Origin of the sequence: Cryobacterium sandaracinum, from assembly GCF_004403415.1 — a bacterium.
Classification (GTDB): Bacteria; Actinomycetota; Actinomycetes; order Actinomycetales; family Microbacteriaceae; genus Cryobacterium; species Cryobacterium sandaracinum.
The window spans coordinates 156196-181954 of sequence record NZ_SOGO01000007.1; the positions used below are offsets into that span (position 1 = coordinate 156196).

Genomic DNA, 25759 nt, shown 5'->3' on the forward strand with positions numbered 1-25759 from the left:
AACCTAGGGCATCCGGCGCAGCCCCGCTCGAACTTTCCACATGTCGTAGTTTGGAGCCATGCAGGTGACATCATGACAATCTCCGGGGCCTGGCGACGCACGGCCCGTGGGGCCGGCCTGCTCGCCGCGGACGGCACCGTCGCCGCGAGCATTTTCGCGGAGATGAGTGCCCTCGCCCTGCGCACCGGCGCCATCAACCTCGGCCAGGGATTCCCCGACGAGGACGGCCCTGCCGAGGTTCTCGAAGCCGCACGCCAGGCGATCTCCGACGGTGCGAACCAGTACCCGCCGGGGCGCGGCTTGCCCGTGCTGCGAGGCGCCATCGCTCGGCATCAGCACCGGTTCTACGGCCTGTCCGTCGATCCGGATACCGAGGTCCTGGTGACGGCGGGTGCCACCGAGGCGCTGGCGGCAACCGTTCTCGCACTGCTCGACCCCGGCGACGAGGTTGTCACGCTGGAGCCGTTCTACGACGCCTACGGCGGCCTGATCGCGCTGGGCGGGGGCATCCATCGCACGGTGCGCCTGCGGGCGCCCGATTTCCAGCCGGACCCCGACGAACTGCGCGCCGCCATCACGGACCGCACCCGACTGATTATCGTGAACAATCCGCACAACCCCACCGGGGCCGTGCTGCCGCGCGAGACCCTGGAACTCATCGTGTCCCTCGCACACCGTCACGACGCGCTCATCGTGACCGACGAGGTCTACGAGCACCTCACCTTCGGTGTCGCCCACGTGCCCGTCGCGACGATTCCGGGCGCGAGCGAGCGCACCATCACGATCTCCTCCGGTGGGAAGACGTTCAACACCACCGGCTGGAAGATCGGCTGGCTCACCGCCCCATCCGCTCTTGTCACCGCAATCCTGGCCGTGAAGCAGTTCCTCACCTATGTGAACGGCGCTCCGTTCCAGCCGGCGATCGCGCGGGGCCTCGACCTGCCGGACACCTTCTACGCTGGTGTCGCCGCCGACCTGCAGGCCAAGCGTGATGTTCTCGAGAGCGGCCTGATCGAAGCGGGGTTCACGGTCAGTCGACCTCAGGGGTCGTATTTCATCGTGGCGGATGCCGCGCCGCTCGGCTACCCTGACGGCGCCGAGTTTTGCCGGGTGCTGCCCGATCTCGCCGGGGTGGTCGCGGTTCCGATCGGCGCGTTCTGCTCCGCCCAGCACCGGTCAGAGTATGCCTCGCTGGTGCGATTCGCCTACTGTAAAAAGGTGGACGTGCTTGAGCGCGCCGCCGCCCAGCTGGCCGGCATCATCGCCCGTTAGCAGCCCGGCAGCCGCCGCTTTGGAGGTGCCGACAGGGGTTCTAGTGCGCCAGTGCCGGGTAGTCCGTGTAGCCCTCGGCTCCGGCACCGTAGAAGGTAAGAGGGTCGGGAGTGTTCAGCGGCAGGTCCTTGAGCCAGCGCGACACGAGGTCGGGGTTGGCGATCACGGCACGGCCCACGACGACCGCATCCGCCAGTTCGTCGGCGATGATGGCCATCGCCTCGTCCCGGTCGGTGACCTCGCCGAAGCCACTGTTCACCAGGAGCGGCCCAGCGAAACGGGCACGCAGCTGCTGCACCAGTTCGCCGGCCGGCTCGCGGTGCAGGATGCTCAGGTACGCAAGGCCCTGCGGAGCGAGTGCGTCGGCGAGCGCGCCATAGGTGGCCATAAGGTCGGCGGCATCTGTTTCGAGGGCATCCTGGATGTTGTGCTCCGGCGAGACCCGGATGCCGACGCGGCCGGCGCCGATCGCCTCGGCCACCGCGGTGACGACCTCGACGACGAAACGGGCCCGGTTCTGCGGGGAGCCGCCGTAGATGTCGTCGCGCTGGTTGGAGGCCGGCGAGAGGAACTCGTGCAGGAGGTAACCGTTCGCGGAGTGAATCTCGACGCCGTCGAGTCCCGCGGCGATGGCGTTACGGGAGGCCTGCACGAAGTCCGCGATCACGCCGGGGAGTTCGTCGAGTGTGAGGGCGTGCGGTACCGGGTAGGCAGCCTTTCCCGCGTAGGTGTGGGTTTCGCCCTGGATGGCGATGGCGCTGGGAGCCACGACCTCGCGGCCGCCGTTGGTGCCCTCGTGGGTGACGCGGCCCGCGTGCATTACCTGGGCGACCAGGCGCCCGCCGGCGGAGTGCACGGCGTCGGCGACGTTGGTCCAGCCGGCGATCTGCTCGGGGGTGACCAGCCCCGGCTGGCCGGGGAAGCCCTGACCGGCGTGGCTGGGGTAGGTGCCCTCGGTCACGATCAAGCCGAGCGAAGCACGCTGCTTATAATGCTCGACGACGAGGGGGCCGGGAACGCCCTCGATTCCGGACCGAACCCGGGTCAGCGGCGCCATGACGAGCCGGTTGGGCAGTTCCAGGTCACCGAGGGACAACGGGGAGAAAAGATTCACGAATAGCTCTTTCTGTTGGTCAGGGTGTCGCCGGACGGAGCGTGCGCCGTCTCGGACAGGGGAAGAAGCTTCCCCCTGGGGCCAACGGCCCTGCTCTCCCGCACATTCCCCTCACCCGTCACGGTCGGGCAATCCACAGGAGCCGACGCACCGAACCAGCATTATGAGCACCATCGCCGAGACCCGGCCGACGACGTCGCCACGGAGCTTCCCGACCCCGGATGCACCGACCCGGGAGGACCCGGACCGCACCGGATACTGCCCGTTCCCTCTGTCGTCCGACGCCCGGGCCTTCGGACTGACCACGAGCTCCATGCGGCTGCGCCAGGCAACGGTTTCGGTGCGGCACGGCCGCCGTACCGGGAGCGAAACCGCGACCATCCTGCTGCACGGCGCCGCGGGATCCTGGACGACCTGGACGCCGCTGCTGGCCGCGGCCGAAGCCTCCGGTCTCGGCCTGACCGACCTGATCATCCCCGACCTGCCCGGCTGGGGGGACTCGCCGCTTCCGGCGGCGGGACCCTCTCGTTCCATCGAGGCAACCGCTGCGGTGGTGGCCGAGATCGCCTGGGCGCTCGGCTACCGCTCCTGGACCGTGATCGGCCACTCCCTCGGCGGCTTCGTGGCACTCGAACTTGCCGCAAGCGAGACCCGGTCGACCGCGTTCGTCGGCCTCGTCTCGGCCACGACGTTCTCGGTGATCGACACCGTGCGGCACCCGGTCGCCCGGTTCGCCGCGCTGCCGGGGTACAGCGCCCTGCTGCCGGTACTGCGGGCCGTCGCCCGGGCCGGGCGCGCCGGCCACGGTCTGATCCGCCTGCTCCACCGCACCGGGCTGCTGCGCACGCTGGCGGCGCCGTTGTTCCGCCGACCGGAGCTGCTGCACGAGAGCGTCATCGGGGCCCTTGCGACCGAGCTGCGCCCGCAGGCGTTCGCCGTGGCATCCGACCTCGCCGGAACCTACGACGCCAACCGCTGGGCCCGGATCGAGTGCGCCGTGCACGCAACCCAGGGTGACGCCGACATTTTCGTGGCGGCGACGGATGCGGCCAGGCTCCGCGCGGTCATCCGCGGCTTCGATCTGGTCACGGTGCCGGGCACCGGGCATTTCGCGCACGTGGAGAAACCGTATGAGACGCTGCTTCACCTGTTGCCGAACGGATGCCTGCCCCGGTCAGGCGTGTTCCCGCAGTAGTAGTCGCTGTGTCCTGGACGATCCCGCGGCACGGCTGTTTCCCTTGTCAAGCGAGTTCATAGCGACCAAACTGAGGAGCAGTCCTGAGATCTGGTCACCCTGTGCGGCCGGCCTCTGAACAGCCCCACCGATTGAAAGCGGCTCCCCATGGGTTCGTTGACGTATGACAGGGTCACGGTCGAATTCGACGACCGGATATTGGCGCATCTCCAGATCGTGATCGTACAGAAACTCCGCCGGGGCGAAAGCTTCCTGCTCTCGTGGCGAAACGCCGCCGAAGCCGGAAACGGTCGCAGTTCCGCGTGGCTGCACCCGGCCATTCCCCTGTATTTCAAGTTCTCCGGCGGTCAGCCGCCGAGCATCAACCCGCTATGGCTCGCCCAGCTCACCCGTTCCGCTAACAGTTCCCAGGGTCTGGTGGCCACCGGCGAGGAGCGGGCGATGGGTGAACCCGAACATCCGGAGCGCACCGACCGCGGTCATCGCCCGGATCAGAAGTTCACGGTGCGCGCGGCGCCCGCCTCGCAGGACACCATCGCCACCGAACTCTGAGCTGGCTGCACGCTCAGCGGGGCACGACCGCGAAGCGACGCAGGGCCAGCGATGGATTGCGGGCGCGCACGGCTGTGAGGCGCTCCGACAGCACCCAGGCGACGGCGACATCCGTTGTCTCGCCGATGGTGACCAGTTCCACGCCCATCGGGTCGACCACCATGCTGTTGCCGACGCCCACTGGCGGGGCGTGGTCGGCGGCCGCCACGTAGACCGTGTTCTCCAGGGCGCGCGCTGTCAGCAGCGTGCGCCAGTGCTGTTCCTTCAACGGTCCCCGCACCCACTCGGCGGGCACCAGCACCAGTTCGGCCCCCGCGTCGACCAGGCGGCGCGTCACCTCCGGGAAACGGATGTCGAAGCAGGTCTGCAGTCCCACCCGCAGTCCCGCCACCTCGAACGTCTCGGGTTCCTCCACGGCGCCAGGCCGCACCCAGTCCGATTCACGGTCGCCGAAAGCGTCGTAGAGGTGCAGCTTGCGGTACTTCGCGACGAGTTCGCCGGCCGGATCCACCGCGACGAGGGTGTTGAAGAAGCGGCTCGGGTCATCCGTGGCCTCCAGCATGCCGGCCACGACATGCACGCCGAGTTCTACCGCGAGCGCGGCGAGGGCGGCCACGAAGGGGCCGTCCACAGGTTCGGCCGCGGCGAAGAAAGAGGGCCCCAGGACCGGTTCGAAGAAAGAGGAGTACTCGGGGAAGACGACCAGCCGGGCTCCGCGGCCGACGGCCGTCTCGGCGAGGGCACGCATGGCGGCGAGATTCACGGCCGGCTCGCGGCCGGGGGCGAACTGGGCCACCGCAACCCCCAGGGCAGCCACAGGGCCGGAGCCAGCGCCGGCAGCTGCAGCTGCAGCGGGAGCAGGATCGCGCGTCTTGAGGGGATCGATCATGGCGTCAGCCTAGCCGCCGGCAACGCGTCGGCCGGGGTCGCGGCATCCGTAGCCCTCGGTCCGTACCGGTCCTGGGTTCCAGGGTTCAGCGGGGTGGCCTAACGTATATGCGTGTCTCCCCCTCCGCTGGTCTCCCGCCTGGTTCGCCCCGAGGCGCTGACCCTGCCCCTGCGCCGAGCCGAAGGACTGGCAGCGATCCTCGGGCTGCTCGGCCTCCTCGTCTCGGCGGCAGGATCGTGGCGGCCCTCGTATTGGGGCGACGAGGCGGCCAGCGTGATGTCGGCGGAACGTTCCCTGCCGGGGCTCTTCCGACTTCTGGACAACGTCGACGCGGTGCACGGCGCCTATTATCTGCTGCTGCACGTCTGGATCGGCCTCTTCGGCTCTTCGGAGCTGGCGACTCGCGGGCTGAGCGCCCTCTTTGTCGGCTTCGCGACGGCCGGCACCTTCGTGCTGGCACGCACCCTGATCTCCCACCGGGTCGGCGTGCTCGCGGCCATCGTCTTCGCGCTGCTCCCCCGGGTCACCTACATGGGCGCCGAAGCCCGTTCGGCCGCCGTCGCCACGGCCGTTGTGGTGTGGCTGACCGTTCTGCTGGTGCACCTGCTGCGGAGCCGCTATCAGGATCGCGCCACCCGCTTCGCGCTCTGGGCGGCTTACACCGCGCTCCTGGCCCTGGGAATCTACTTCTTCCTCTTTGTGCTGCTGCTGATCCCGGTGCTCGGCCTCGCCGTGCTGCTGATACCGCCGGAGGGCGACAGGTGGGCGGGCATTCGCGCCTGGACCCTGGCCACGGCCTCCGGGCTCGCCCTGGCTGCCCCCGTGATGGCGGCCAGCCTTCAGCAGCGCGATCAGATCGCCTTCATCGGGCGGCGCCCGCCGATCGCCGTGCTCACCGCCGCAGTGCACCAGTGGTTCGGCAACGTACCGCTGGCCGTTCTGGCGTGGGGTCTGATCCTGCTGGCGGTGGTGATGGTCTTCGCCGTGCGCGGGCGGCGGGCCGCACCAACAGCAACCAGGGCGGCCCTGGCGGTCATGCTGGCCTGGCTGATCGTGCCGAGCGCAGCGCTCCTGATCGGCACGCACCTCGTCACGCCGATGTACTCGCTGCGGTACCTGTCGGTGGGTACGCCGGCGGCGGCGATCGCGATCGCCATGGGGATCGCCTGCCTCCGGCCGCTCTGGCCGCAGGCCGCCGCGCTGGGCCTGATCACGGCTCTCATGCTGCCCACCTATCTCGACCAGCGCGGCGAGTTCGGCAAGAACTACGGCAGTGACCTGCGCCAGGCGTCCGAGGTCGTGCGGGCCGGCGCGCAGCCCGGAGACGCGGTCGTTTTCGACGAGAGCGTGCGGCCCTCCCGCAAGCCCCGTCTCGCCCTGCGGCTCTACCCGGCCGCGTTCGAGGGCCTGCGGGACGTCACCCTCGCGGTACCGTTCGACGCCACCAACGACTTGTGGGACGTGGCTGTGCCGCTGGAGCAGGTGACCGACCGACTTACCGGCACGAACCGGGTCTGGGTGCTGCTGAACCAGGCCAGCGGTGAGAATAGGCGGGGGGACAACATCCGCATCCTGCAACAACTCGGGTTCACGGTCGCCGAGTCGACCATGCTGAACCGCACGCAGATCATCGAAATGACAAGGTAGCCCCATGGCTCGGACTCTGATCATCATCCCGACCTACAACGAGCAGGGCAACGTCGCGTCGATCGTGTCCCGGGTGCGCGCGAGCGTGCCGGCGGCCGACGTTCTGGTCGTCGATGATTCCTCCCCGGACGGCACGGGGCAGCTGGCTGACGCGCTGGCCGCCACCGATTCCCAGGTGCACGCCCTGCACCGCTCCCGGAAGAGCGGCCTCGGAGCCGCCTATCTCGAGGCCTTCGCCTGGGGGCTCTCCCGCGGCTACGACCGACTGGTGCAGCTCGACGCTGACGGATCGCACCTGCCAGAGCAACTGCCGACCCTGCTCGAGGCCGCGGAGACGGCGGATGTGGTGTTGGGCTCCCGCTGGGTCCCGGGCGGAATGGTGCGGAACTGGCCGTGGCACCGGCGTCTGCTGTCGCGGGGCGGATCGGTCTACTCGCGCGTGCTGCTCCGGCTGCCCCAGCGAGACGTCACCGGCGGTTACCGCGTCTTCACGGCGCATGCCCTCCGGCGAATGGACCTCTCCGGCGTCGAGAGCCTGGGCTACTGCTTCCAGATCGACATGCTGCTGCATGCGGTTCGGGCCGGGCTCAGCGTTGTCGAGAAGCCGATCACGTTCGTGGAGCGCACCGTCGGTTCCTCGAAGATGAGTGCCGCGATCGTGGCCGAGGCGATGGCCCGTGTCACGATCTGGGGTCTCACCGGCAGGAACGCTCGCCGCGTTGCCGCGTCTACACCGACATCCCTGCCGCGTGCCCGCTGACCGGACCCGCACGCCGCCCCATAGGGCGTGACTTCTGGTCAGAGTGACTATAAGATGAATCCATTCAGTTAGAGTCACAATGACCTTTACTTGGTGAATGACAGTGGATGCGCGAATAAACACCCAGCTTGAGGCGGCCCTCGCCGTGTCGACGGTCATTTTCGCCCTGCGGCCGGATCCGGAATCCGGCCACTCGACCCTGTGGCTGCCGCTTGTACGCCGCACCCGGGAACCCTACCTCGGTCAGTGGGCGTTGCCCGGCGGCGGCCTGCGGGCCGATGAGCGCCTGGCCGGCGCGGCCGCGCGCGCCCTGCGCGAGACCACGGGCCTGACCCCCAAGTACCTCGAGCAGCTCTACACCTTCGGGGATCCGGGGCGTTCCCCCGGCGGCCGGGTCGTCTCGGTCGTCTACTGGGCGCTCGTCGAGTCCGGTGAGGCGGCGCTGGCCGTCGAGGACGAGAACGTGCGGTGGTTTCCGGCCGACCACCTGTCGCCGCTCGCCTTCGACCACAACCTCATCGTGGAATACGCCCTCTGGCGCCTGCGCACCAAGGTGGAGTACTCCCGCATCGCGCACGCGTTCCTCGGCGAGACCTTCACGCTCGCGCAGCTGCGCGAGGTGCATGAGGCCGTGCTGCAGAAGGCCCTCGACCCGGCCAACTTCCGCCGCACGATCGAGGGGTCAGGCACCGTGGTCGACACCGGCCAGCGCGTAGCCGGCGTACCGCATCGGCCGCCCCGCCTCTACCGCTACAACGATTCCGTTCATGCCACCACTCCGGGTGCGCTCGAGCCGGCCATCGGCTGAGCCTGACTCTTCCTCCCAGCACCCTCCTGCTGGCCACCGCTTGTCCGACTATCGCTTTGTATGAATATCGAGGAGTAACCGCATGACCATCGCATCGGTCGACCAGACCATTCGACTCATCAGCACGGGAGCTGCCACCGGCAGCACGTGCAGCCCCGACCTGCTCACCGCTCCGTGGGAGTTTGATTCCGGCACGCCGGGCTATGGCCCGGGGTCGTCGATGGGCGATGTCATCCCCACCGGGTCACCGCGGCAGGGTGAGCTGCCCGAGGTCTACCGTCGCGCGTCGACGGAGGAACTCGGCGACCGCATCCGTACCGCCAAGGCCACGCTCGGCGACCGGGTCGTGGTCCTCGGGCACTTTTACCAGCGCGAGGAGGTGTTGGCGCACGCGGACTTCGTGGGCGACTCCTTCCAGCTGGCGCAGGCCACGAAGAGCCGTCCGGATGCCGAGGCGATCGTCTTCTGCGGAGTGCACTTCATGGCCGAAACCGCCGACTTGCTTTCCACGCCGGAGCAGGCGGTCATACTACCCAACCTCGCCGCCGGCTGCTCGATGGCCGATATGGCCGATATCGACTCCGTCACCGATTGCTGGGAACAGCTGGAGGACCTCTACGGTAGCGAGCAGGGCGTCGACGGCCGCGTGCCCGTGATCCCGGTCACCTACATGAATTCCTCGGCCGCGCTGAAGGCGTTCTGCGGCGAGCACGGCGGCATCGTCTGCACCTCCTCCAACGCCGAGACCGTGCTCGAGTGGGCCTTCGCCCGCGGCCGCCGCGTTCTCTTCTTCCCCGACCAGCACCTCGGCCGCAACACCGCCAAGGCGATGGGGGTGCCCCTCGAGCGGATGCCGATGTGGAACCCGCGCAAGGCCCTCGGCGGCAACACGGCCGAGGAGCTCGAGGCCGCCCAGGTCGTGCTCTGGCACGGGTTCTGCAGCGTGCATAAGCGCTTCACGGTGGACCAGATCACCGCGGCCCGCCAGTCGCACCCGGACGTGCGCGTGGTCGTGCACCCGGAGTGCCCGATGGGCGTCGTCGACGCCGCCGATTCCTACGGCTCGACCGACTTCATCAAGAAGGCCATCGAGGCAGCCCCGGCCGGGTCCACGTTCGCCATCGGCACCGAGATCAACCTGGTGCAGCGGCTCGCCGCACAGCACCCCGAGCACACCATCTTCTGCCTCGACCCGGTGGTCTGCCCCTGCTCCACCATGTACCGCATCCACTCGGGCTACCTGGCCTGGGTGCTCGAAGCGCTGGTCGGCACCGCGGACCGCGCGCCCGAGGTGCTCAATCGCATCCAGGTATCGGGCGAGGTTGCCGGCAACGCCCGCGTCGCCCTCGAACGGATGCTTTCCGCCAAGCCGCCCGTCTCCATCGAGGCCTGACCGTGACCCGCGTGCTCGTCGTCGGCAGTGGGCTGGCCGGACTCATCGCCGCGGTGCGTGCGACGGATGCCGGCCACCAGGTCACCCTCGTCACGAAAGCGGCCCTGCCCGACAGCAACACCCGCTGGGCCCAGGGCGGGATCGCCGCGGCCATGTTCCCCGACGACTCGGTCGAGTCACACGTACAGGACACCCTGCGAGCCGGGGCCGGACTCTGCGACCCGGTCGCAGTGCACGTGCTCTGTTCCGAGGGACCGGCTCGGGTGCGGGACCTAATCCGGTTCGGTGTGGACTTCGACCGCGACGAGTCCGGGGTGACCCGCGGACTGGAGGCTGCCCACTCCCGCTCGCGGGTGCTGCACGCCGGCGGGGACGCCACGGGCGCAGCCATCGAGGCTGCCCTCGTGGCGACGGTGCGTGAACGGGCCGCCCGCTCGCTGCGGGGCGTGGGCGCCCGCCTGCGCGTGCAGGAACACACAATGCTGGTTGATCTGACCGTGCAGGACGGTCGCGTGACCGGGGCTGTCCTCCTCGGGCCCGACGAAGCACTCCGCACGATCCTGGCCGACACGGTGATCCTGGCGACCGGCGGTGCCGGCGAGCTCTTCCCGCACACCACGAACCCGGCTCTGGCGACGGGCGACGGCGTGGCCGCCGCGTGGCGCGCGGGGGCATCCGTCGCCGACCTCGAGTTCTACCAGTTCCACCCGACCGCACTCGCGGTTCCCGGTACCCCGCTGGTCTCCGAGGCGGTGCGCGGGGAAGGCGCCGTGCTGCGAAATGCGTTGGGCCACCGCTTCATGCTCGACCTGCACCCCGATGCGGAACTCGCCCCGCGCGACATCGTGGCCAGAGGCATCGCCCGGGAAATGACCAGGCAGGGCGGCGAACCGGTGCGACTGGACGCCACCGGTCTCGGCCGCGAACTTCTCGAGCGACGCTTCCCAACCATCACCGCGGCCTGCCGTGCTGCCGACCTGGACTGGGCCGTCGAATCGATCCCGGTCGCCCCGGCGGCGCACTACTGGATGGGCGGGGTGCTCACGGATATCTGGGGCCGCACCAGCCTGCCCGGCCTGTTCGCCGTGGGGGAAGTGGCCCGCACCGGCGCCCACGGCGCCAACCGGTTGGCCTCCAACTCTCTGCTCGAGGCGGCCGTGTTCGCCGACCGGGCCGTGCGCGCGCTGCGCCTGCCGGTTCGGGTGTCGGCGGGGGTCTCGGTCGTGACCGGCTCGACCACCGGGGGGTTGCCTGCCGGTGTCGACCGTGACGCGGTACAGCAGCTGATGTGGGAGTGCGCGGGAGTGCTGCGGAGTGGGGAGAAGCTCGCCGAGGCATCCGTCACCCTGGCCGACTGGGCCACCCGTCCGACGGGCCCGGACGAAACCATTGCACCTAATATGCGGGTTCGGGCATATGAAGACGCCAACCTGCTCGACCTGGCGCGGGTCACCGTGGCTTCCGCCCTGGCCCGGGAGGAATCGCGCGGCGCACATCACCGCTCCGACTACCCCGACGGCCGGCTCGAGCTCACCCGCACCGTCGCCTGGACCCGCACCGTCGCCTGGAACCGCGGCACAGCCCCGGACACAGCCGACGGCATGCGGAGCACCCTAAATCTGGACCACCCCACTGAGGCCGAGGAGGCCATTGCATGCTGACCATGAACGCCATCGACACCGTCGTGCGCGCCGCGCTCGAGGAGGACGCCCCCTGGGGTGACCTCACCTCGCAGGTGCTGATCCCCGCCGACGCCGCCGCGACCGCGCAGCTGGTCGCCCGGGAATCCGGCGTCTTCAGCGGTGGTGCCGTGTTCGCGGCGGCCTTCCGACTGACCGACGCGCGCATCGTCGTTCGGATACTCGTGGCCGACGGCACCGTCTTCGACGCCGGTGACACCCTGGCGGAAGTGTCGGGGTCCGCCCGCGGCATTCTGCAGGCGGAGCGCATCGGCTTGAACTTCGTGCAGCGCATGAGCGGGATCGCCACACTGACAGCGCTCTACGTGGCCGAGACGGCCGGCACCCGCGCCCGCATCGTCGACACCCGCAAGACCACCCCGGGCCTGCGTGTGCTGGAACGTGCCGCGGTGCGCGACGGCGGCGGCCACAACCACCGGTTCAGCCTCTCCGACGCGATCATGGCCAAGGATAACCACCTGGCCGTGCTAACCGCGGGCGGCCTGAACCTCACCGAGGCGCTCCGGCAGGTGCGCGACCGCATCTCCCACACCACGCACCTCGAGGTGGAGGTGGACCGGATCGACCAAATCGAGCTTGTGCTTGCCGCCGGCGTCGACACGATCATGCTCGACAACTTCAGCCCCGACGACCTGCGCGAGGGCGTACGCCTCACGGGCGGCCGAGCACGCGTGGAGGCCAGCGGCGGCGTCTCTCTGCTGACCGTGCGCGGCATCGCCGAGACCGGCGTCGACATCATCTCGGTCGGGGCTATCACGCACAGCGTGCGCTCCCTCGACCTCGGCCTCGACGTCGTCATCCTCACCGAGGGCTGACCGGTCCGGCCATGATCTATCTCGACAACGCCGCGACCACCCCGGTGCGACGGGAAGTTCTCGAGGTGCTCTGGCAGCAGCTCGCGGGCCGGTTCGGCAACCCGTCGAGCCACCACCGAGTGGGTGAGGCCGCGGCCGCCGCGCTGGCCGAGGCGCGGGCCATGGTCGCGGGCGTGCTCGGGTGTCGGTCGGCCGACGTTGTGTTCACGACCGGCGGCACCGAGTCCGACAACCTCGCGATCAAGGGCATCGCCCTGGGCGCTCCACGCGGCCGTCACCTCATCACGACGCCGATCGAGCACGAGGCGGTACTCGAATCCTGCGACTATCTGCGCCGCCTGCACGGCTTCGAGGTGACGCTCCTGGACCCGGATGCCTCCGGCCGGGTGGATCCGGAACAGCTCCGCGCCGTGATCCGCCCGGATACCACCCTCGTCTCGGTGCAATACGCCAACAACGAGGTCGGCACCGTTCAGCGGCTCGCGGAACTGTCGGCCATCGCCCAGGGCGCCCGCGTGCCGCTCCACACCGACGCCGTGCAGGCGGCCGGCTGGCTTTCGGTCGACGTGGGGGCTCTCGGCGTCGATGCCCTGAGCCTGTCGGGCCACAAACTCGGCGCACCTCCCGGCATCGGGGTGCTTTTCCTGCGCCGCCGCATCGCGGTCGAACCGGTGCTGCACGGCGGCGGTCAGGAGCGCGGGCGCCGCAGCGGAACGGAGAACGTGCCCGGGGCGCTGGCGCTGGCGACCGCACTGCGCCTCGCCGAGGCGGAACGCGCGGAGGCAGCGCCCCGCATCACCGCGCTGCGGGATGCCTTCATCGCCACGGTTCTGAGCGGCACACCGTCGGCCCGGCTCACCGGCCACCCGACGGAGCGTCTGCCGGGCACCGCCTCGTTCGTCTTCCCGGGCACGAGCGGCGAGGCGGTGTTGCTCGAGCTGGAACAGCGCGGCATCGTCTGCTCGAGCGGGTCGGCCTGCGCGGCCGACAGTGACGAACCGTCCCACGTGCTGACCGCTCTGGGCATCCCGGCTGAGGTCGCCCAGACCGCCGTGCGGTTCACGCTGGCATCGACGACCACAGCAGCGGATGCGTCTGAAGCAGCCGCATCCGTTCAGGCCGCCGTGGGCACCGTCCGCAGTCTCGGCCGAGGCTGACCTGCCGGGGCTTCAGGCCCGGCTTCGCGCGCGCGGCGCGCGCGTGCACGCGCGCGACAGAAACCGAACTTACTGCGAGTTGTCAGACAATTTCCGAAGGTTTCGTTCCTCGCGGCGAAGATGCCCCCGATCAGCTAATCTGCTGACGGTGACCGACCCTGGACCGCTGACTGCACGTCCCTCGACGTGCGGCCGTCTGGCCAGCGCCCTAAGGTTATAGGTAAGAGGCGATAAGCCCAAGGTGGGCCGCCAAAAAGGGACACAATGACAATAATCGACAAACCAGTCACCGAGTCACTTGCCACTCAAATTGACTCTCTGGTTAAAGCCGCTCAGGTCGCGCTTCTGGATTACGCGAACTTCACGCAGGAACAAATCGACCACATCGTTAAGAAAGCCTCGGTGGCTGCTCTCAGCAAACACGCCGAGCTTGCCGTTCACGCCGTTGCCGAAACCGGCCGTGGCGTATTCGAAGACAAGGCCGTTAAAAATCTTTTCGCATGCGAGCACGTTACGAACTCGATGCAAAACCTTAAGACCGTCGGCGTTATCAGCCGAGACGACATTACCGGCATTACTGAGATCGCTGAACCGGTCGGCGTGATTTGCGGTGTGACCCCCGTTACGAACCCCACCTCGACCGCGATCTTCAAGTCGCTCATCGCGCTGAAGACCCGCAACCCGATCGTTTTCGGTTTCCACCCGGGCGCCCAGCAGTCCTCTGTGGCCGCAGCGCGCGTCGTGCGCGACGCCGCCATCCTCGCCGGTGCACCGGCAAACTGCATCCAGTGGGTTGAAACGCCGTCCCTCGAGGCCACCAGCCTGCTGATGAACCACCCGGGCGTCGCAACCATTCTCGCCACCGGTGGCAACGCCATGGTCCGGGCCGCGTACTCCTGCGGCAAGCCCGCCCTCGGCGTCGGAGCGGGCAACGTTCCCGCCTTCATCGAGAAGAGCGCCAAGCTCAAGCGTGCCATCAACGACGTCGTGCTCTCCAAGTCCTTCGACTACGGCATGATCTGCGCGTCGGAGCAGGCCGTCATCATCGAAGAGCCGCTCTACGCAGAAGCCATGGCCGAGTTCAAGATCCTGCACACCTACCTGGTCACCCCGGCCGAGAAGCTTCTCCTCGAGGACTACATCTTCGGAGTCCAGGCCAACTCGACCAACTGTGGCGAGGCCAAGCTCAACGCCGCCGTCGTCGGCAAGTCGCCGGTCTGGATCGCACAGCAGGCCGGATTCACCATCCCGGCCGACACATCGATCATCCTGGTCGAGGTCGCCGGAGTAGGACCGCACGAGCCGATGACCCGCGAAAAGCTGGCACCCGTTCTCGCCGTGCTGCATGCCAAGGACGCTGAAGAGGGCATTTCGCTCTCCGAGCAGATGGTTGAATTCGACGGCCTCGGCCACTCGGGCTCCATCCACAGCGAAAACCCGGCCATCATCGAAGAGTTCGGAACCCGCGTCAAGGCGGTCCGGATCATCACCAACGCTCCCAGCTCGCTCGGTGGTATCGGTGACATCTACAACGCGTTCATCCCGTCGTTGACGCTCGGCTGTGGCTCGTACGGACACAACTCAGTCTCGAACAACGTCTCCGCGATCAACCTCATCAACGTCAAACGCATCGGCAGAAGGAACAACAACTTGCAGTGGTTCAAGGTCCCCGCCAAGACGTACTTCGAGCCGAACGCCATCCGTTACCTGGCGGACATGCGCAACGTCGAACGTGTCACGATCGTGACCGACTCGACCATGACCCGCCTCGGTTTCGTCGACAAGATCCTCGACATCCTGAACCGGCGCGAGGGCCGCGTCGCACTGCAGATCATCGACAACGTGCTGCCCGAACCGACCGTCTCAGCGGTCGAAAAGGGTGCCGCCGAAATGCGGGCCTTCAAGCCTGACACCATCATCGCTCTCGGCGGCGGCTCGCCGATGGACGCCGCGAAGGTCATGTGGCTGCTGTACGAACACCCCGAAATCGAATTCTCCGACATGAAGGAAAAGTTCTTCGACGTGCGCAAGCGCGCGTTCAAGTTCCCCGACCTCGGCGAACTGGCCAAGCTCGTCTGCATCCCCACCACTTCGGGCACCGGTTCGGAAATGACCCCGTTCGCCGTGATCACCGACGAAGTCACCGGAGTCAAGTACCCGCTCGCGGACTACGCCCTCCTGCCGACCGTCGCGATCATCGACCCCGTGCTCACGGCCATGATGCCGTCGTTCTTGGTTGCTGACTCGGGTTTCGACGCTCTCACACACGCCACCGAGGCCTACGTGTCCGTCTACGCGAACGACTTCACCGACGGCCTCTGCCTGCACGCGATCAAGCTGATCTTCGAGAACATCGTGACCAGCGTCAACGGCACCACCGCCAGCACCGACGGTGAGGTCATCAAGGCCCGCGAGAAGATGCACAACGCCTCGTCGATCGCCGGGATGGCGTTCGGCAACGCGTTCCTGGGTATTTGTCACGCGATGGCTCACGTCACCGGCGCGCAGCTCCACCTGATCCACGGCCGGGTCAACGCGACCTACCTGCCGCACGTGATCCGTTACAACGGCCTCATCCCCACCAAGCTCACCAGCTGGCCCAAGTACGAGAGCTACATCGCCCCGGAGCGCTTCCAGCAGATCGCGAAGCACCTCGGCCTCCCGGCGTCGACCCCGGCGGAGGGCGTCGAGTCCTACGCCCTGGCCGTGGAGAAGCTGCGCGACCTGGCCGGCATCAAGCCGTCCTTCCAGGCGCAGGGTGTGCCGGAAGAGGACTTCATCAGCCGCCTCGACAGCCTGGCCATGGGTGCTTACGGTGACCAGTGCGCACCGGCCAACCCGCGCATGCCGATGCTCGACGACATGCACACCATCATGGAGGCCGCGTACTACGGCACCTCTTTCAACGAGGTCCGCGCCGCTCGCGCGGCCGTCGAAGCAGTGGCACCGGCCGAAGAAAAGAAGTCGGCCCGCAAGGCAGGCAAGTAACCGTCACCGCCTGATTGTCTGGGGAACGGCCCCGCACCTGTTGGTGCGGGGCCGTTCTCGTGTACGGTCCAGCCTGTGGCAGGAGCGAGCCTGGTCACAGTCGGTTCAGAGCCAGCGCGGTGCCACGGGGGTCTCCCCCGCATCGGAAGTAACGCCCGATCGGGCACGGCCGGCGGCCCAGGCGGCCAGGTCGGCGAGCGACCCCGTGACCTGGTGGGCGGCATCCGGATCGCCGTAGCCTGTGTGCGTCGAATCCGTCGCGGTGAGCCGGCGGCCCGTGTCACCCCGGGCGGCCCAGGCACCGACGATCTCGCCGAGAAGCCGCTCGAGAGCCTCCTCCGGCAGGTCCCGGAAGCCGGCACCGTGGTTGAGGTCGACGGCGTGGATCCAGAGTTCGCGGGTGCGCATCCAGATCGTGTCCCGCAGCGGCACCATGGCACCCTGCCCGTTCCTGACCGGAACGACCCAGCGGTCGTCCGCCAGCGCCAGCCAGCGTCGGTCCAGGTCGGCGGCCGAGTCCGCCCAGGATTCACGGAGCGCATCGGAACTGAGGATGCTGCCCGCGACGATCTCCGCATTCCGCGCCTCCATCGAGGCATACATCACCGTCTCGGCTCCGGTGTCGGCCCACTGTGCCAGCCGTCCGATCGCACGGGCGTTGGACGCGACGTGCGCGACGACCTGGCGCCGGGTCCAGCCCGGCAGCAGGGAGTCCCCGTCGAGTTCATCGTCCGTTAGCCCCTGCAGTTCGCAACCGAAGAATTCCGTGCCCCGCCGGGCGAGGTCCAGCGTCAACCGGCGTGCAGAAAGCTCAAACGGATCGTGGGGTGCGCTCATGGGGCCCCTTTCTCGGGTCAACGCGTATGGTCCCCACGCTACCCGGCGACCCACCCTCCCCAACGTTCCCGCGACGCTGGTCGAGCATGTCGAGACCGAGACCGTGACCAGGGACCCCCTATCCGTTTTCCCGTTCGGCCGCGTCCGTCATTCGGGGGCGGGACTTGGTCTCGTTCCGCCATTTGCGGGCCCCGGTCTCCAGCCAGGGTGGTGCCATGATCTGCACGGCGCCGCGGACCATCCGGATTGCCCAGCCGGAGGCGGCGAGGTAGCGGTGATGCCACCAGCACAAACAGACGCCGTTGTCGGTGTGCGTCGGTCCGCCCTCGGAGTGCGGGATCACGTGGTGAACCTCGGTCATCCCGGCCGGGATTTTGCAGCCCGGGATGACGCAGGTGCCGTCGCGGAGCTGAATCGCCCGGCGTTGCGCGGCGGTGAAGCACCGTTCGGGTGAGCCGAGGGCGATGATGCGTCCCTCGTCGGTGATGACGACTTTCTGCTGACCGCCGATGCTGATCAGGTCCGTGACGGCGCTGATCGAGATCGGGGTTTCGACGCCGTCGATCCAGCCGATGCCGCGGCCCTGACCGAAGTCCGCGTTCAGGTCCTGTTCCCGCACACTGACCAGAACCGTGGCCGGGGCGCCGCCGATGGTCGGGGCCTCCCCGGCCCGGGAGACGACGTCGAGGATCACGGCGAGCACGTCGTGGCGCCGCTGGTCGGGACCCGTCGGGCGCGAGCACGGCCCTCCAGACCGCACCCTGCAACCGGATCTCATCCGCCGGCAGCGACGCCGGCAGCGACGCCGGCACCGACGTCGGCACCGGGGTCTCAGAAATGGTGCCGGTGGCCGAGGCGACCAGCTCGCTCTCGGCTGCCGGCACCGAGTCCAGGTCGGTGTACCGCAGCGTCGGCGTCAACGCGGTGAGAATCGCGTCGGCCGTGTCGACGCCGATCGCCCCGGCGGCCAGGCCGATGGCCGTGGCGGGGAAGGTGGGCGGCAGCGGTTCGCCACCCCAAGGAGCGGCCGGTGCGCAGCTGCGTGCCCAACCGCATCCGTCGCCCCGCGGTCGGCCCGGAGACGAGCGTCAGACGCTCGAGTAGTTCTCCGGCGGTGCGGCAGCCCCGCGACCGCCCGAGCGGCCGCGGACAGGCCGTGCGCGGCATCCGCTTCGGGCTGTTCCAGGAGGTTGGTCACGGGATAATTTTACCCTGACTAGAACCTGAAGCGGCCTTACGATATAGGTGAGATGGCATAGCCTGATCCTGTGATCGAAAGCAGGCAGCGATGAGCGAAAAGGCTGCAATCTGCCCCCGAGGCCATGACAGCGTGCGCATCGTGCGAGACGGCATCCAGCGCAAGGGCGGCCGGGCCAAGCAACGCTGGCGGTGCGTGCTCCCTGATGGAACTTATCATCGGTTCCTCGGCGTCATGAGCAGGACGATCGCGGCCGATTCGACCTGTGTGGAGTGCGAGAACCACATTGCTCCGCACGCAGGACCTGTAGCGCCAGCCGAGGGCGAGTATCTCGTGAGGGAAATCGCTGGCGCACTCGTGGGCATGGGCCGCGGACAGACCTATACCGACGCCGCGATCCGAGCCCGGGCTCGAGGGAACATCGGCAAGACCGGTGACCGCAGGGAGGTAGTCAACGGCCAGACCGTAGCTGACTGGATGTCAGATTTCGTGCCTGCGGTCGCGGCCCGGCATGAGGAGACCGCATGGCCGGCCGTGCTCGTTCTGGACTCGACGACGTTCTTCTGGACCGATCCGCGGACGAAGACGAGCATGGCGCTGTTCTCGATCCTGGCTGCCTACGGATATGACAAGGACGGCAAGCAGGGGCACCTCTGGAAGCTCGAAGCCGGGCCGGCGGATGACATCGGAGCATGGACTGATTTTCTTGGCTCGCTGCCCGGAAAACCGGAGTCAATCGTCTGCGATCAGGGCGGATCCATCATCGGCGCCATCAACAAACACTGGGGAGAGTGGGCCGCGGTGAACTTGGTTCACCACTGTGAGCACCACCTCAACGAACGGGCTCTGGCCGCTTTTAAGAGCGACAAACTCAGCTCCGATGACCCCATTCGGACGCTCGCCCGCGGAGCCTTCACCTCGCGAGAGAAATGGGACGCATTCGAGGCTGCGATCACCAGCCGGCCAAAACTGTTGATGACGAACGGATGGCTGACGAAGAACCAGACGTGGATGCGCGGGCAGACACAAGGCCGAGATCGGATCCCACCGGTCTACTCCAACAGTGCCGTCGAGCAGCCCATTCGGGAGATACGGCAAATCATCAAACCTCGCGCCTACGTTTTCAAGAACAGAGCCCGGATGAACCACCTTCTGACGCTGATGCGACTGGCGCGTCTGCGCGTGGACACCGCTACCGACTACGCCACCGACATCCGAGCCTTCTTGAACGAGCACCACGGCCACCCGCCACGCAGCTACCGCGAAACCTATGACACCCAAGTCAATCCAAAGGGTGAGTTCCTCTTCAACAGCCTCTGGGCGGCCAAGCCACAGCTCGCGATGGAGGAATTGCGCATCCAGAAGGCCCTTGCGCGAGCTCAAGCCAGAGAAATTCAAAGAGCAGCGAAAATCGCGGAGGCTTCGGGAGCCATCTCACCTATATCGTAAAGCCGACCTGAAGTTCAGAGTAGCTCACCAATAACGCAAACTAGTTTAGTAGATGTATACGAATGAATCAGCGCCTTTCCACCGCCCGCGCGGCGACGGGGCGGCCATCTCAGGCCCTACGCACGCTCCAGTTCGTGGGCCAGCGCCTCAAGTTCGGCCCCTCCCGCCATCAGCGCGGTCATCTCTTCGATCGTGATCTCACTCTTGGCGAAATCACCCATACTGGTGCCGCGCTGCAGCAGCAGGAAACGGTCGCCGACCGGATAGGCGTGGTGCGGATTGTGCGTGATAAAGACGACGCCGAGCCCGCGGTCCCTGGCCCGGGCGATGTACGAGAGCACCACCCCGGCCTGCTTGACCCCCAGGGCCGACGTGGGCTCGTCGAGAATGACGACCTTCGCCCCGAAATGCACGGCGCGTGCGATGGCGACGGATTGCCGTTCCCCGCCGGAAAGCGTTCCGATCGGCTGGTCCACGTCGCGTAGGTTGATGCCCATCCGGGCGAGCTCGTTTTTGGTCGTGGCCCGCATGCCGGTGACATCGAGGCGCCGCAGCGGGCCTCGGCCTCGGGTGAGCTCGGAACCGAGGAAGAAGTTGCGCCACACCGGCATCAACGGCACCACGGCCAGGTCCTGGTAGGCGGTGGCGATGCCGAGGGAGAGCGCCTCCCGCGGATGCGCGAATCGGCGCTCCACCCCGAAGACGCGCAGGCTGCCCTCCGAGTGCTGGTGGGCACCGGAGAGGATCTTGATGAACGTTGACTTGCCCGCGCCGTTGTCGCCCAGCACGCAGAGCACTTCCCCGGCGCCGACGGATGCCGACACGCCCGCCAACGCCCGCACCGAACCGTAGGACTTCCCGATGTCATGCACCTCGAGAATCGGCTCCGGACGGATCGGGGCCGGCGTCATGCGCGCACCCCGGACTGGCGGCGAACGAGCAGGTTTACAAGCACGGCGAGCAGCAGCATCCCGCCGAGAAATGCCTTGAGCCAATTGTTGTCCCACTGGGCGAACACGATGCCCTGCAGGGTCATCCCGTAGATCAGGGCTCCGAGGGCCGCGCCAATCGCCGATCCGTAACCGCCGGTGAGCAGGCATCCGCCCACGACGGCACAGATGATGTAGATGAATTCCTGACCGACCCCGGTCGTGGCCTGAACGGTCGATACGTCGAAGAGCTGAAGCATGCCGACGAGCCAGCCGGCACCGGCCGTGGTCATGAACAGCCCGAGCTTGACCTTGAACACGGGAACGCCGACCTGCCGGGAGCTCGTGACCTGGCCGCCGACGGCGAAGATCCAGTTGCCGGGCCGGGTGCGCAGCAGCACCCAGGTGGCCAGCGCGGTGAACGCGATCCACCAGACGATCGAGATCTTGACGTCCATCCCCAGGAACGGGAACGAGGAGCCGAAGAAGACCTTGACCTGGTCGAACCCGGGCACCGCCCCCATCCCCTGAATGGCGACGCTGCCCGTGAAGAGTTTCGTCAACGCCAGGTTGCAGCCCTGCAGGATGAAGAAGGCCGCGAGGGTCACGATGAAGCTCGGCAGGCCGGTCTTCATGACGACCCAGGCGTTGCCGGCGCCGATCAGGAGCGCCACCGCGAGGGCCAGCACGAGGGCGAGCCAGATGTTCAGCTCCCACTGAGTGGTGACCACGCCGACGATGAGCCCCGTGGTGCCCGTCATCGCGCCCGCCGAGAGGTCGAACTCCCCGCCGATCATGAGCAGGGCGACGGCCACGGCCATGATGCCGAACAGGGAGGCCGAGTAGAGCCAGGTGGAGATGCCCGCGGGAGTCAGGAACGCCTGAGTGGAGAGCGAGAAGAAGAGGAAGATCGCCAGGGTCGCCACGAGTGCGCCGACCTCGGGCCTGCGCAGCAGAGTGGGCAGCGGATGCGCCCTCGTCGGCCGTTCATCGATCCCCGCGTTCACAGCGACGGTCATCTCGTGCCGTTCTCCGCGAACTTCGCGACCTGGGCCGCGTTGTCCTTCGTCACGAAGCCCGGGCCTGAATAGACCGGCAGCCCGCCGCCGACGACGTCGCCGTTGCGCTTCTGCAGGGTGAGGAAGGTCACGGGCAGGTAGCCCTGGGAGTACGGCTGCTGGTCGACCGCGAACAGCATCTTGCCGCCCTGGATGAGCCGGGTCACGTCGGCGGACACGTCGAACGTGGCCAGCGTGGCTGGGCTTTTCGCCTCGTCGATGGCCTGGCTCGCGGCCACGGCGACCCCGGTCTGCAGGGTGAGGACGGCGTCGATGGACGGGTCGGCCAGGAGTTTGCTCTTGATGATGTTCTGGGCATCCGCGAGGTTGGCGACGTCGACCTGCACGTTGCTGACGTCCGCGCCGACCGTGTCGGCGGCACCCGTGCAGCGTTCTTCGAGCCCCGAGTTGCCGGCCTCGTGGATGATGCAGATCACGTTGGTCACGTCGGCGGCGGCCAGCTGTTCACCGGCTCCCTGGCCCGCGATGAACTCGCTCTGGCCGACGTGGGTCTGGGCGCCGAATTCGACGGACTTCTCCAGGCCCGAGTTGATGGTGATCACTGGGATGCCGGCGGCAACGGCTTTCTCGACGGCGCCCTTCACGCCGTCGGGGTTCGCCATCGAGATGATGAGCCCGTCGGGCTGGGCCGCGATGGCCGCTTCGATCAGCTGGCTCTGCTTGACCGGGTCGCCGTCGCCCTGATACGTGACCGTGGCTCCGAGGTCGGTGCCTGCCTGCTCGGCGCCGCTCTTGACGACGTCCCAGAAGGAATCGCCCGCGGTGCCGTGGGTGACCACGGCGATGGTGACCGGCTCCCCTGCCGCTCCCCCGTCAGCATCCGTTTCCGTGGCGGTGCACCCCGTCAGCGCCAGCGACGCGACACCGAAAACGGCCAGCAGGCTGATCTTGAGTTTCATATCTGAACTGTTCCCGACTGTCGTGCGGCGGCCTGAAACAGCGAGGGTTCGCCGGTGACCTGATGCATATCGAACTTACTGGACTGGGGGCCCGCTCGATTCAGATCGATTCGAACCAGTGGCATGAGTGACTCCTTCGTGACGATTCGTTCGGCGCACAGCCACGTGTGCCAGACACAAAAAAACCCCCGGAACCGTGTGGTTCCGGGGGCTGATGGTTGCGGGGGCAGGATTTGAACCTACGACCTCTGGGTTATGAGCCCAGCGAGCTACCGAACTGCTCCACCCCGCGTTGCAAGAACAAACTTACCACAGCCTCGGGTTGTGAAACGCATGGTCAGACCTCAGAGGTGATGGCCACGCTCTGGGTACTCCTGAAACCGCTTTCGATAGAGAGAGATGCACCCGTGACCGTTCTCACAGAAGTCTTGTCCGACACCGCCGTTTATGCCGACGGCTTCGGCGACAAGTCCGGAAACTGATTCCGGACGTCCTGGGCGGCCGCGCGCGACGCTGTGCCGGGGATGTCGACGTTCGTCGAATTGCTCTCCCCCCACCCTTCCATTGACGGTGGATCTGGGACTCTATCGACAGTGCCTGCACCTTCCCCGAGGTACCCAACGAGGTATTCCGCATGCGCCGAAACCCGACTGCTGCCCGGCTTCTCGTCCACTCCGCTGCCGCGCACAGGGTGGACCGTGACCGCGAGTGACCAGGAAACCACAGGTGAGAACGGCGCAGCCGTTCACGTGCTCGACGGCAACGCCTCGACCTGCTGGCGCAGTAAGTGGAGCGGAACCGCGGTGCCGCTGCCCCATTCGATCACCATCGACATGCACAAAACCGACACCGTCGCAGCCCTGAAGTACCTGCCGCGCACAAGCAGTTCGAATGGACGAATCGGCCGTTTCGAGATCCATGCCAGCCCGGATGGCACGAACTGGGGTGCCGCCGTCGCAACAGGAACCTGGGCCGACAACGCGTTGGAGAAGACGACGGGATTCACCCCTGTGGCGACCCGTTTCATCCGGCTGACCGCGATCACGGAGGCAGGTCACGGCGGCCCTGGACCAGCGCCGCCGAACTCCATCTGATCGCAGAAACAGGCACCACCCAGCCGCCCCCACCCGCGCCAGCGCCGACGGCGCTCACCCGGACCGGCTGGATAGTGACGGTGAGCGACCAAGAGACAACCCGCGAAAGCGGCGGCGCCGCGAACATGCTCGACGGCAACCTCACCACGATCTGGCACTCCCAGTACTCCCCCACGTTGATCCCGTTGCCGCACAGCATTGTTCTCGACGTGCGGGCGATCAACGAGGTCTCCGGCTTCACCTACACCCCGAGGTCCGGCACGTCCCGGAACGGCACCATCGGCCAATATGCCATCGCCGTGAGCTCCGACGGAACGAGCTGGAGTGCACCGGTCGCCAGCGGAACCTGGGCTGACAACAGCCAGGCGAAGACCCTCACGTTCCCGGCTGTTCAGGCGCGATACGTTCGCCTGACCGCGACGACCGAGGCCGGCAATCGCGGACAGTGGACCACGGCGGCAGCCCTCCTGCCCGGCAACAAAGTGCTCACCTGGTCCTCGTACTCCAACACGACCTTCGGCGGGGCCAACGGCAAGACCCAGACCGCCATCCTCGATCTGAACACCGGCGTGGTCACCCCGCTTACTGTCGCTAATACGGGGCACGACATGTTCTGCCCCGGAGTGTCGATCCTCTCGGACGGCAGGATCCTGATCAGCGGGGGGAGCAATGCCGCCTCGTCGACGATCTACGACCCGGCGAACAACACGTGGTCAGCCGCCACACCCATGAACATCCCGCGCGCCTATCAGTCGAACGTCACGCTCTGCAATGGGCAGGTGTTCCTTCTCGGCGGTTCCTGGGCGGGCGGCCAGGGCGGTAAGAACGGTGAAATCTGGTCGACTTGCGCCGGGTGGCGCGGGCTGGCCAACGTGCCTGTCGCACCGATCCTGACGAACGACCCGCAAGGGGTGTTCCGATCCGACAACCACGCGTGGCTGTTCGCGGTGGCCGACGGGAAGGTGTTCAATGCCGGCCCGAGCCGTCGGATGAACATGTGCACGACCAGCAGAGCCAGCGCTGTTCAGGATCTTGGTCTCCGGGCCGACAGTGGCGACGCGATGAACGGAAATTCGGTCATGTACGACGTCGGCAAGATACTCACCCTCGGTGGCTCGCCCGCGTACCAGGACAGTGACGCGACCGCGCGGGCCTATGCAATCGACATCAACAATGGTGTCAAGGTGACGCGAACCGGCGACATGGCGGCGCGACGGGTTTTCTTGAACCCCGTCGTGCTGCCCGACGGACAGGTTCTGGCATTGGGCGGTCAGGCGTACGCGAAGCCGTTCTCGGACGCAACGGCCGCCATGGCGCCTGAGGTTTGGAACCCGGTGACAGGCAAGTTCACCGCGCTCGCGCCGATGACTGCGCCGCGCACATATCACAGCGTGGGGCTACTGCTGCCTGATGCCCGGGTCTTCGTCGGCGGTGGCGGCCTCTGCGGCACCTGCACGACCAATCACCCGGACGGGCAGATATTCACCCCGCCCTACCTGTTCAACGCCGACGGCACCGCCCGCCCTCGCCCATCGATCACCACGGCGCCTACCGCTGCGGTGCGGGGTTTCACCATCCAGGTAACGACGTCCGGGCCCACACCAGCGTTCTCCCTCATCCGCATGAGCACGGTCACCCACTCGATCAACACTGACCAGCGTCGCAACCCACTCACGCCCACCGGCGTAACCGGCAATACCGCATCCCTGACGATTCCGTCCGATCCGGGAGTCGTGGTCCCCGGGCATTATCTCCTGTTCGCCATGGACGTTAACGGGGTGCCGAGCGTCGCCCAGACGATCCGGATCGGGTAGTCGAACTGCGGCCGTGATGAATGTGGAGTCAGGGTGATGGCCTCCCCGACACTTTCTCTGAAAAGTCCGGACATTCACTGGCCCCTGTGAGTTAAAGCAAAAAGACCGGTGCAGCATTTCTGCTGAACCGGTCCTTCTGCGTATGTGATGAAAATCACGGTGGCATTGCC

The 25759-nt window shown here is 67.3% G+C and carries 22 protein-coding genes and 1 tRNA gene; 15 read left to right on the forward strand and 8 right to left on the reverse strand.

Going from position 1 to position 25759, the window contains the following annotated elements:
* Nucleotides 1-72 precede the first annotated feature (72 nt).
* Entirely contained in the window at nucleotides 73-1272 is a 1200-nt protein-coding gene (locus E3T25_RS01740) for an aminotransferase class I/II-fold pyridoxal phosphate-dependent enzyme (protein ID WP_134371745.1), read from the forward strand.
* Between the two features lie 40 nt (nucleotides 1273-1312).
* Here E3T25_RS01740 and E3T25_RS01745 read toward each other — a convergent pair whose 3' ends face one another.
* A complete protein-coding gene (locus E3T25_RS01745; protein WP_134371747.1) occupies nucleotides 1313-2386 on the reverse strand; it encodes an alkene reductase in 1074 nt (357 codons plus the stop codon).
* A gap of 163 nt (nucleotides 2387-2549) precedes the next feature.
* On the opposite strand from E3T25_RS01745, the gene E3T25_RS01750 reads away from it, so the two are divergent.
* Together E3T25_RS01750 and E3T25_RS01755 are read left to right on the forward strand one after the other, a co-directional pair.
* A complete protein-coding gene (locus tag E3T25_RS01750; protein WP_158250232.1) occupies nucleotides 2550-3581 on the forward strand; it encodes an alpha/beta fold hydrolase in 1032 nt (343 codons plus the stop codon).
* A 147-nt stretch (nucleotides 3582-3728) separates the two neighbouring features.
* Entirely contained in the window at nucleotides 3729-4133 is a 405-nt protein-coding gene (locus E3T25_RS01755; RefSeq protein WP_233191304.1) for a DUF7882 family protein, read from the forward strand.
* 13 nt (nucleotides 4134-4146) lie between these two features.
* Here the strand turns inward: E3T25_RS01755 and E3T25_RS01760 are convergent, their stop codons facing one another.
* Entirely contained in the window at nucleotides 4147-5022 is an 876-nt protein-coding gene (locus E3T25_RS01760) for a carbon-nitrogen hydrolase family protein (RefSeq protein ID WP_134371751.1), read from the reverse strand.
* A gap of 111 nt (nucleotides 5023-5133) precedes the next feature.
* On the opposite strand from E3T25_RS01760, the gene E3T25_RS01765 reads away from it, so the two are divergent.
* From E3T25_RS01765 to adhE, 8 genes are all read left to right on the forward strand, one after another.
* Nucleotides 5134-6669: a glycosyltransferase family 39 protein gene (locus tag E3T25_RS01765; RefSeq protein WP_134371753.1), complete on the forward strand. Its 1536-nt coding sequence runs from the start codon at nucleotides 5134-5136 to the stop codon at nucleotides 6667-6669.
* A gap of 4 nt (nucleotides 6670-6673) precedes the next feature.
* Nucleotides 6674-7429: a polyprenol monophosphomannose synthase gene (locus E3T25_RS01770; RefSeq protein WP_134342946.1), complete on the forward strand. Its 756-nt coding sequence runs from the start codon at nucleotides 6674-6676 to the stop codon at nucleotides 7427-7429.
* Between the two features lie 97 nt (nucleotides 7430-7526).
* Nucleotides 7527-8237 (forward strand): NUDIX hydrolase, encoded by a 711-nt coding sequence (locus tag E3T25_RS01775; RefSeq protein ID WP_134342945.1) that lies wholly within the window; start codon nucleotides 7527-7529, stop codon nucleotides 8235-8237.
* 82 nt (nucleotides 8238-8319) lie between these two features.
* Entirely contained in the window at nucleotides 8320-9630 is a 1311-nt protein-coding gene (gene nadA / locus E3T25_RS01780; protein ID WP_134342944.1) for a quinolinate synthase NadA, read from the forward strand.
* A gap of 2 nt (nucleotides 9631-9632) precedes the next feature.
* Nucleotides 9633-11291 (forward strand): L-aspartate oxidase, encoded by a 1659-nt coding sequence (gene nadB, locus E3T25_RS01785; RefSeq protein WP_134371755.1) that lies wholly within the window; start codon nucleotides 9633-9635, stop codon nucleotides 11289-11291.
* Complete coding sequence (gene nadC / locus E3T25_RS01790; protein ID WP_134371757.1) at nucleotides 11285-12145, forward strand: carboxylating nicotinate-nucleotide diphosphorylase; 861 nt, start codon at nucleotides 11285-11287, stop codon at nucleotides 12143-12145. The genes nadB and nadC overlap by 7 nt, the downstream gene beginning before the upstream one ends.
* 11 nt (nucleotides 12146-12156) lie before the next feature.
* Nucleotides 12157-13302 carry a cysteine desulfurase family protein gene (locus E3T25_RS01795; protein WP_134371759.1) on the forward strand — a complete coding sequence of 382 codons (1146 nt, stop codon included), beginning with the start codon at nucleotides 12157-12159 and terminating at the stop codon, nucleotides 13300-13302.
* A gap of 264 nt (nucleotides 13303-13566) precedes the next feature.
* On the forward strand, nucleotides 13567-16290 hold the full coding sequence (gene adhE / locus E3T25_RS01800) for a bifunctional acetaldehyde-CoA/alcohol dehydrogenase (protein ID WP_134371761.1): 2724 nt from the start codon (nucleotides 13567-13569) through the stop codon (nucleotides 16288-16290).
* A gap of 105 nt (nucleotides 16291-16395) precedes the next feature.
* Here the strand turns inward: adhE and E3T25_RS01805 are convergent, their stop codons facing one another.
* Both E3T25_RS01805 and E3T25_RS01810 read right to left on the reverse strand, forming a co-directional pair.
* Nucleotides 16396-17127, reverse strand: coding sequence for a maleylpyruvate isomerase family mycothiol-dependent enzyme (locus E3T25_RS01805; RefSeq protein ID WP_134371763.1), 732 nt, complete (start codon nucleotides 17125-17127; stop codon nucleotides 16396-16398).
* 118 nt (nucleotides 17128-17245) lie between these two features.
* Nucleotides 17246-17905 (reverse strand): HNH endonuclease signature motif containing protein, encoded by a 660-nt coding sequence (locus E3T25_RS01810; protein WP_134371765.1) that lies wholly within the window; start codon nucleotides 17903-17905, stop codon nucleotides 17246-17248.
* A gap of 59 nt (nucleotides 17906-17964) precedes the next feature.
* Between E3T25_RS01810 and E3T25_RS01815 the strand changes: the two genes are divergently transcribed.
* Both E3T25_RS01815 and E3T25_RS01820 read left to right on the forward strand, forming a co-directional pair.
* Nucleotides 17965-18231, forward strand: a complete 267-nt coding sequence (locus E3T25_RS01815; RefSeq protein ID WP_134371767.1) for a hypothetical protein — start codon at nucleotides 17965-17967, stop codon at nucleotides 18229-18231.
* A gap of 184 nt (nucleotides 18232-18415) precedes the next feature.
* Entirely contained in the window at nucleotides 18416-19774 is a 1359-nt protein-coding gene (locus tag E3T25_RS01820; protein WP_134371769.1) for a hypothetical protein, read from the forward strand.
* Between the two features lie 116 nt (nucleotides 19775-19890).
* Here the strand turns inward: E3T25_RS01820 and E3T25_RS01825 are convergent, their stop codons facing one another.
* The 4 genes from E3T25_RS01825 to E3T25_RS01840 all read right to left on the reverse strand — a co-directional run bounded on the left by E3T25_RS01825 (nucleotide 19891) and on the right by E3T25_RS01840 (nucleotide 22973).
* Nucleotides 19891-20685, reverse strand: coding sequence for an ATP-binding cassette domain-containing protein (locus tag E3T25_RS01825; RefSeq protein WP_104100244.1), 795 nt, complete (start codon nucleotides 20683-20685; stop codon nucleotides 19891-19893).
* Complete coding sequence (locus E3T25_RS17045) at nucleotides 20682-21722, reverse strand: ABC transporter permease (protein WP_134371771.1); 1041 nt, start codon at nucleotides 21720-21722, stop codon at nucleotides 20682-20684. Before E3T25_RS17045 ends, E3T25_RS01825 begins: the two co-directional genes overlap by 4 nt.
* Nucleotides 21719-22681: a sugar ABC transporter substrate-binding protein gene (locus E3T25_RS01835; RefSeq protein WP_134371773.1), complete on the reverse strand. Its 963-nt coding sequence runs from the start codon at nucleotides 22679-22681 to the stop codon at nucleotides 21719-21721. The genes E3T25_RS17045 and E3T25_RS01835 overlap by 4 nt, the downstream gene beginning before the upstream one ends.
* Nucleotides 22682-22896: 215 nt before the next feature.
* A tRNA-Met gene (locus E3T25_RS01840) sits at nucleotides 22897-22973 on the reverse strand.
* A 406-nt stretch (nucleotides 22974-23379) separates the two neighbouring features.
* Between E3T25_RS01840 and E3T25_RS01845 the strand changes: the two genes are divergently transcribed.
* A complete protein-coding gene (locus E3T25_RS01845; protein ID WP_166785924.1) occupies nucleotides 23380-23775 on the forward strand; it encodes a discoidin domain-containing protein in 396 nt (131 codons plus the stop codon).
* An 80-nt stretch (nucleotides 23776-23855) separates the two neighbouring features.
* Nucleotides 23856-25589 (forward strand): galactose oxidase family protein, encoded by a 1734-nt coding sequence (locus tag E3T25_RS01850; RefSeq protein ID WP_134371777.1) that lies wholly within the window; start codon nucleotides 23856-23858, stop codon nucleotides 25587-25589.
* Nucleotides 25590-25759 lie beyond the last annotated feature (170 nt).

Bases quoted from the DNA above. Each gene is read 5' to 3' on its own strand.
- E3T25_RS01740 (WP_134371745.1), top strand. From the start codon at position 73: ATGACAATCTCCGGGGCCTGGCGACGCACGGCCCGTGGGGCCGGCCTG.
- E3T25_RS01750 (WP_158250232.1), top strand. From the start codon at position 2,550: ATGAGCACCATCGCCGAGACCCGGCCGACGACGTCGCCACGGAGCTTC.
- E3T25_RS01755 (WP_233191304.1), top strand. From the start codon at position 3,729: ATGGGTTCGTTGACGTATGACAGGGTCACGGTCGAATTCGACGACCGG.
- E3T25_RS01760 (WP_134371751.1), bottom strand. From the start codon at position 5,022: ATGATCGATCCCCTCAAGACGCGCGATCCTGCTCCCGCTGCAGCTGCA.
- E3T25_RS01770 (WP_134342946.1), top strand. From the start codon at position 6,674: ATGGCTCGGACTCTGATCATCATCCCGACCTACAACGAGCAGGGCAAC.
- E3T25_RS01775 (WP_134342945.1), top strand. From the start codon at position 7,527: ATGACAGTGGATGCGCGAATAAACACCCAGCTTGAGGCGGCCCTCGCC.
- nadA (WP_134342944.1), top strand. From the start codon at position 8,320: ATGACCATCGCATCGGTCGACCAGACCATTCGACTCATCAGCACGGGA.
- nadC (WP_134371757.1), top strand. From the start codon at position 11,285: ATGCTGACCATGAACGCCATCGACACCGTCGTGCGCGCCGCGCTCGAG.
- E3T25_RS01795 (WP_134371759.1), top strand. From the start codon at position 12,157: ATGATCTATCTCGACAACGCCGCGACCACCCCGGTGCGACGGGAAGTT.
- adhE (WP_134371761.1), top strand. From the start codon at position 13,567: ATGACAATAATCGACAAACCAGTCACCGAGTCACTTGCCACTCAAATT.
- E3T25_RS01805 (WP_134371763.1), bottom strand. From the start codon at position 17,127: ATGAGCGCACCCCACGATCCGTTTGAGCTTTCTGCACGCCGGTTGACG.
- E3T25_RS01810 (WP_134371765.1), bottom strand. From the start codon at position 17,905: ATGAGATCCGGTTGCAGGGTGCGGTCTGGAGGGCCGTGCTCGCGCCCG.
- E3T25_RS01815 (WP_134371767.1), top strand. From the start codon at position 17,965: ATGGTGCCGGTGGCCGAGGCGACCAGCTCGCTCTCGGCTGCCGGCACC.
- E3T25_RS01820 (WP_134371769.1), top strand. From the start codon at position 18,416: ATGAGCGAAAAGGCTGCAATCTGCCCCCGAGGCCATGACAGCGTGCGC.
- E3T25_RS01825 (WP_104100244.1), bottom strand. From the start codon at position 20,685: ATGACGCCGGCCCCGATCCGTCCGGAGCCGATTCTCGAGGTGCATGAC.
- E3T25_RS17045 (WP_134371771.1), bottom strand. From the start codon at position 21,722: ATGACCGTCGCTGTGAACGCGGGGATCGATGAACGGCCGACGAGGGCG.
- E3T25_RS01835 (WP_134371773.1), bottom strand. From the start codon at position 22,681: ATGAAACTCAAGATCAGCCTGCTGGCCGTTTTCGGTGTCGCGTCGCTG.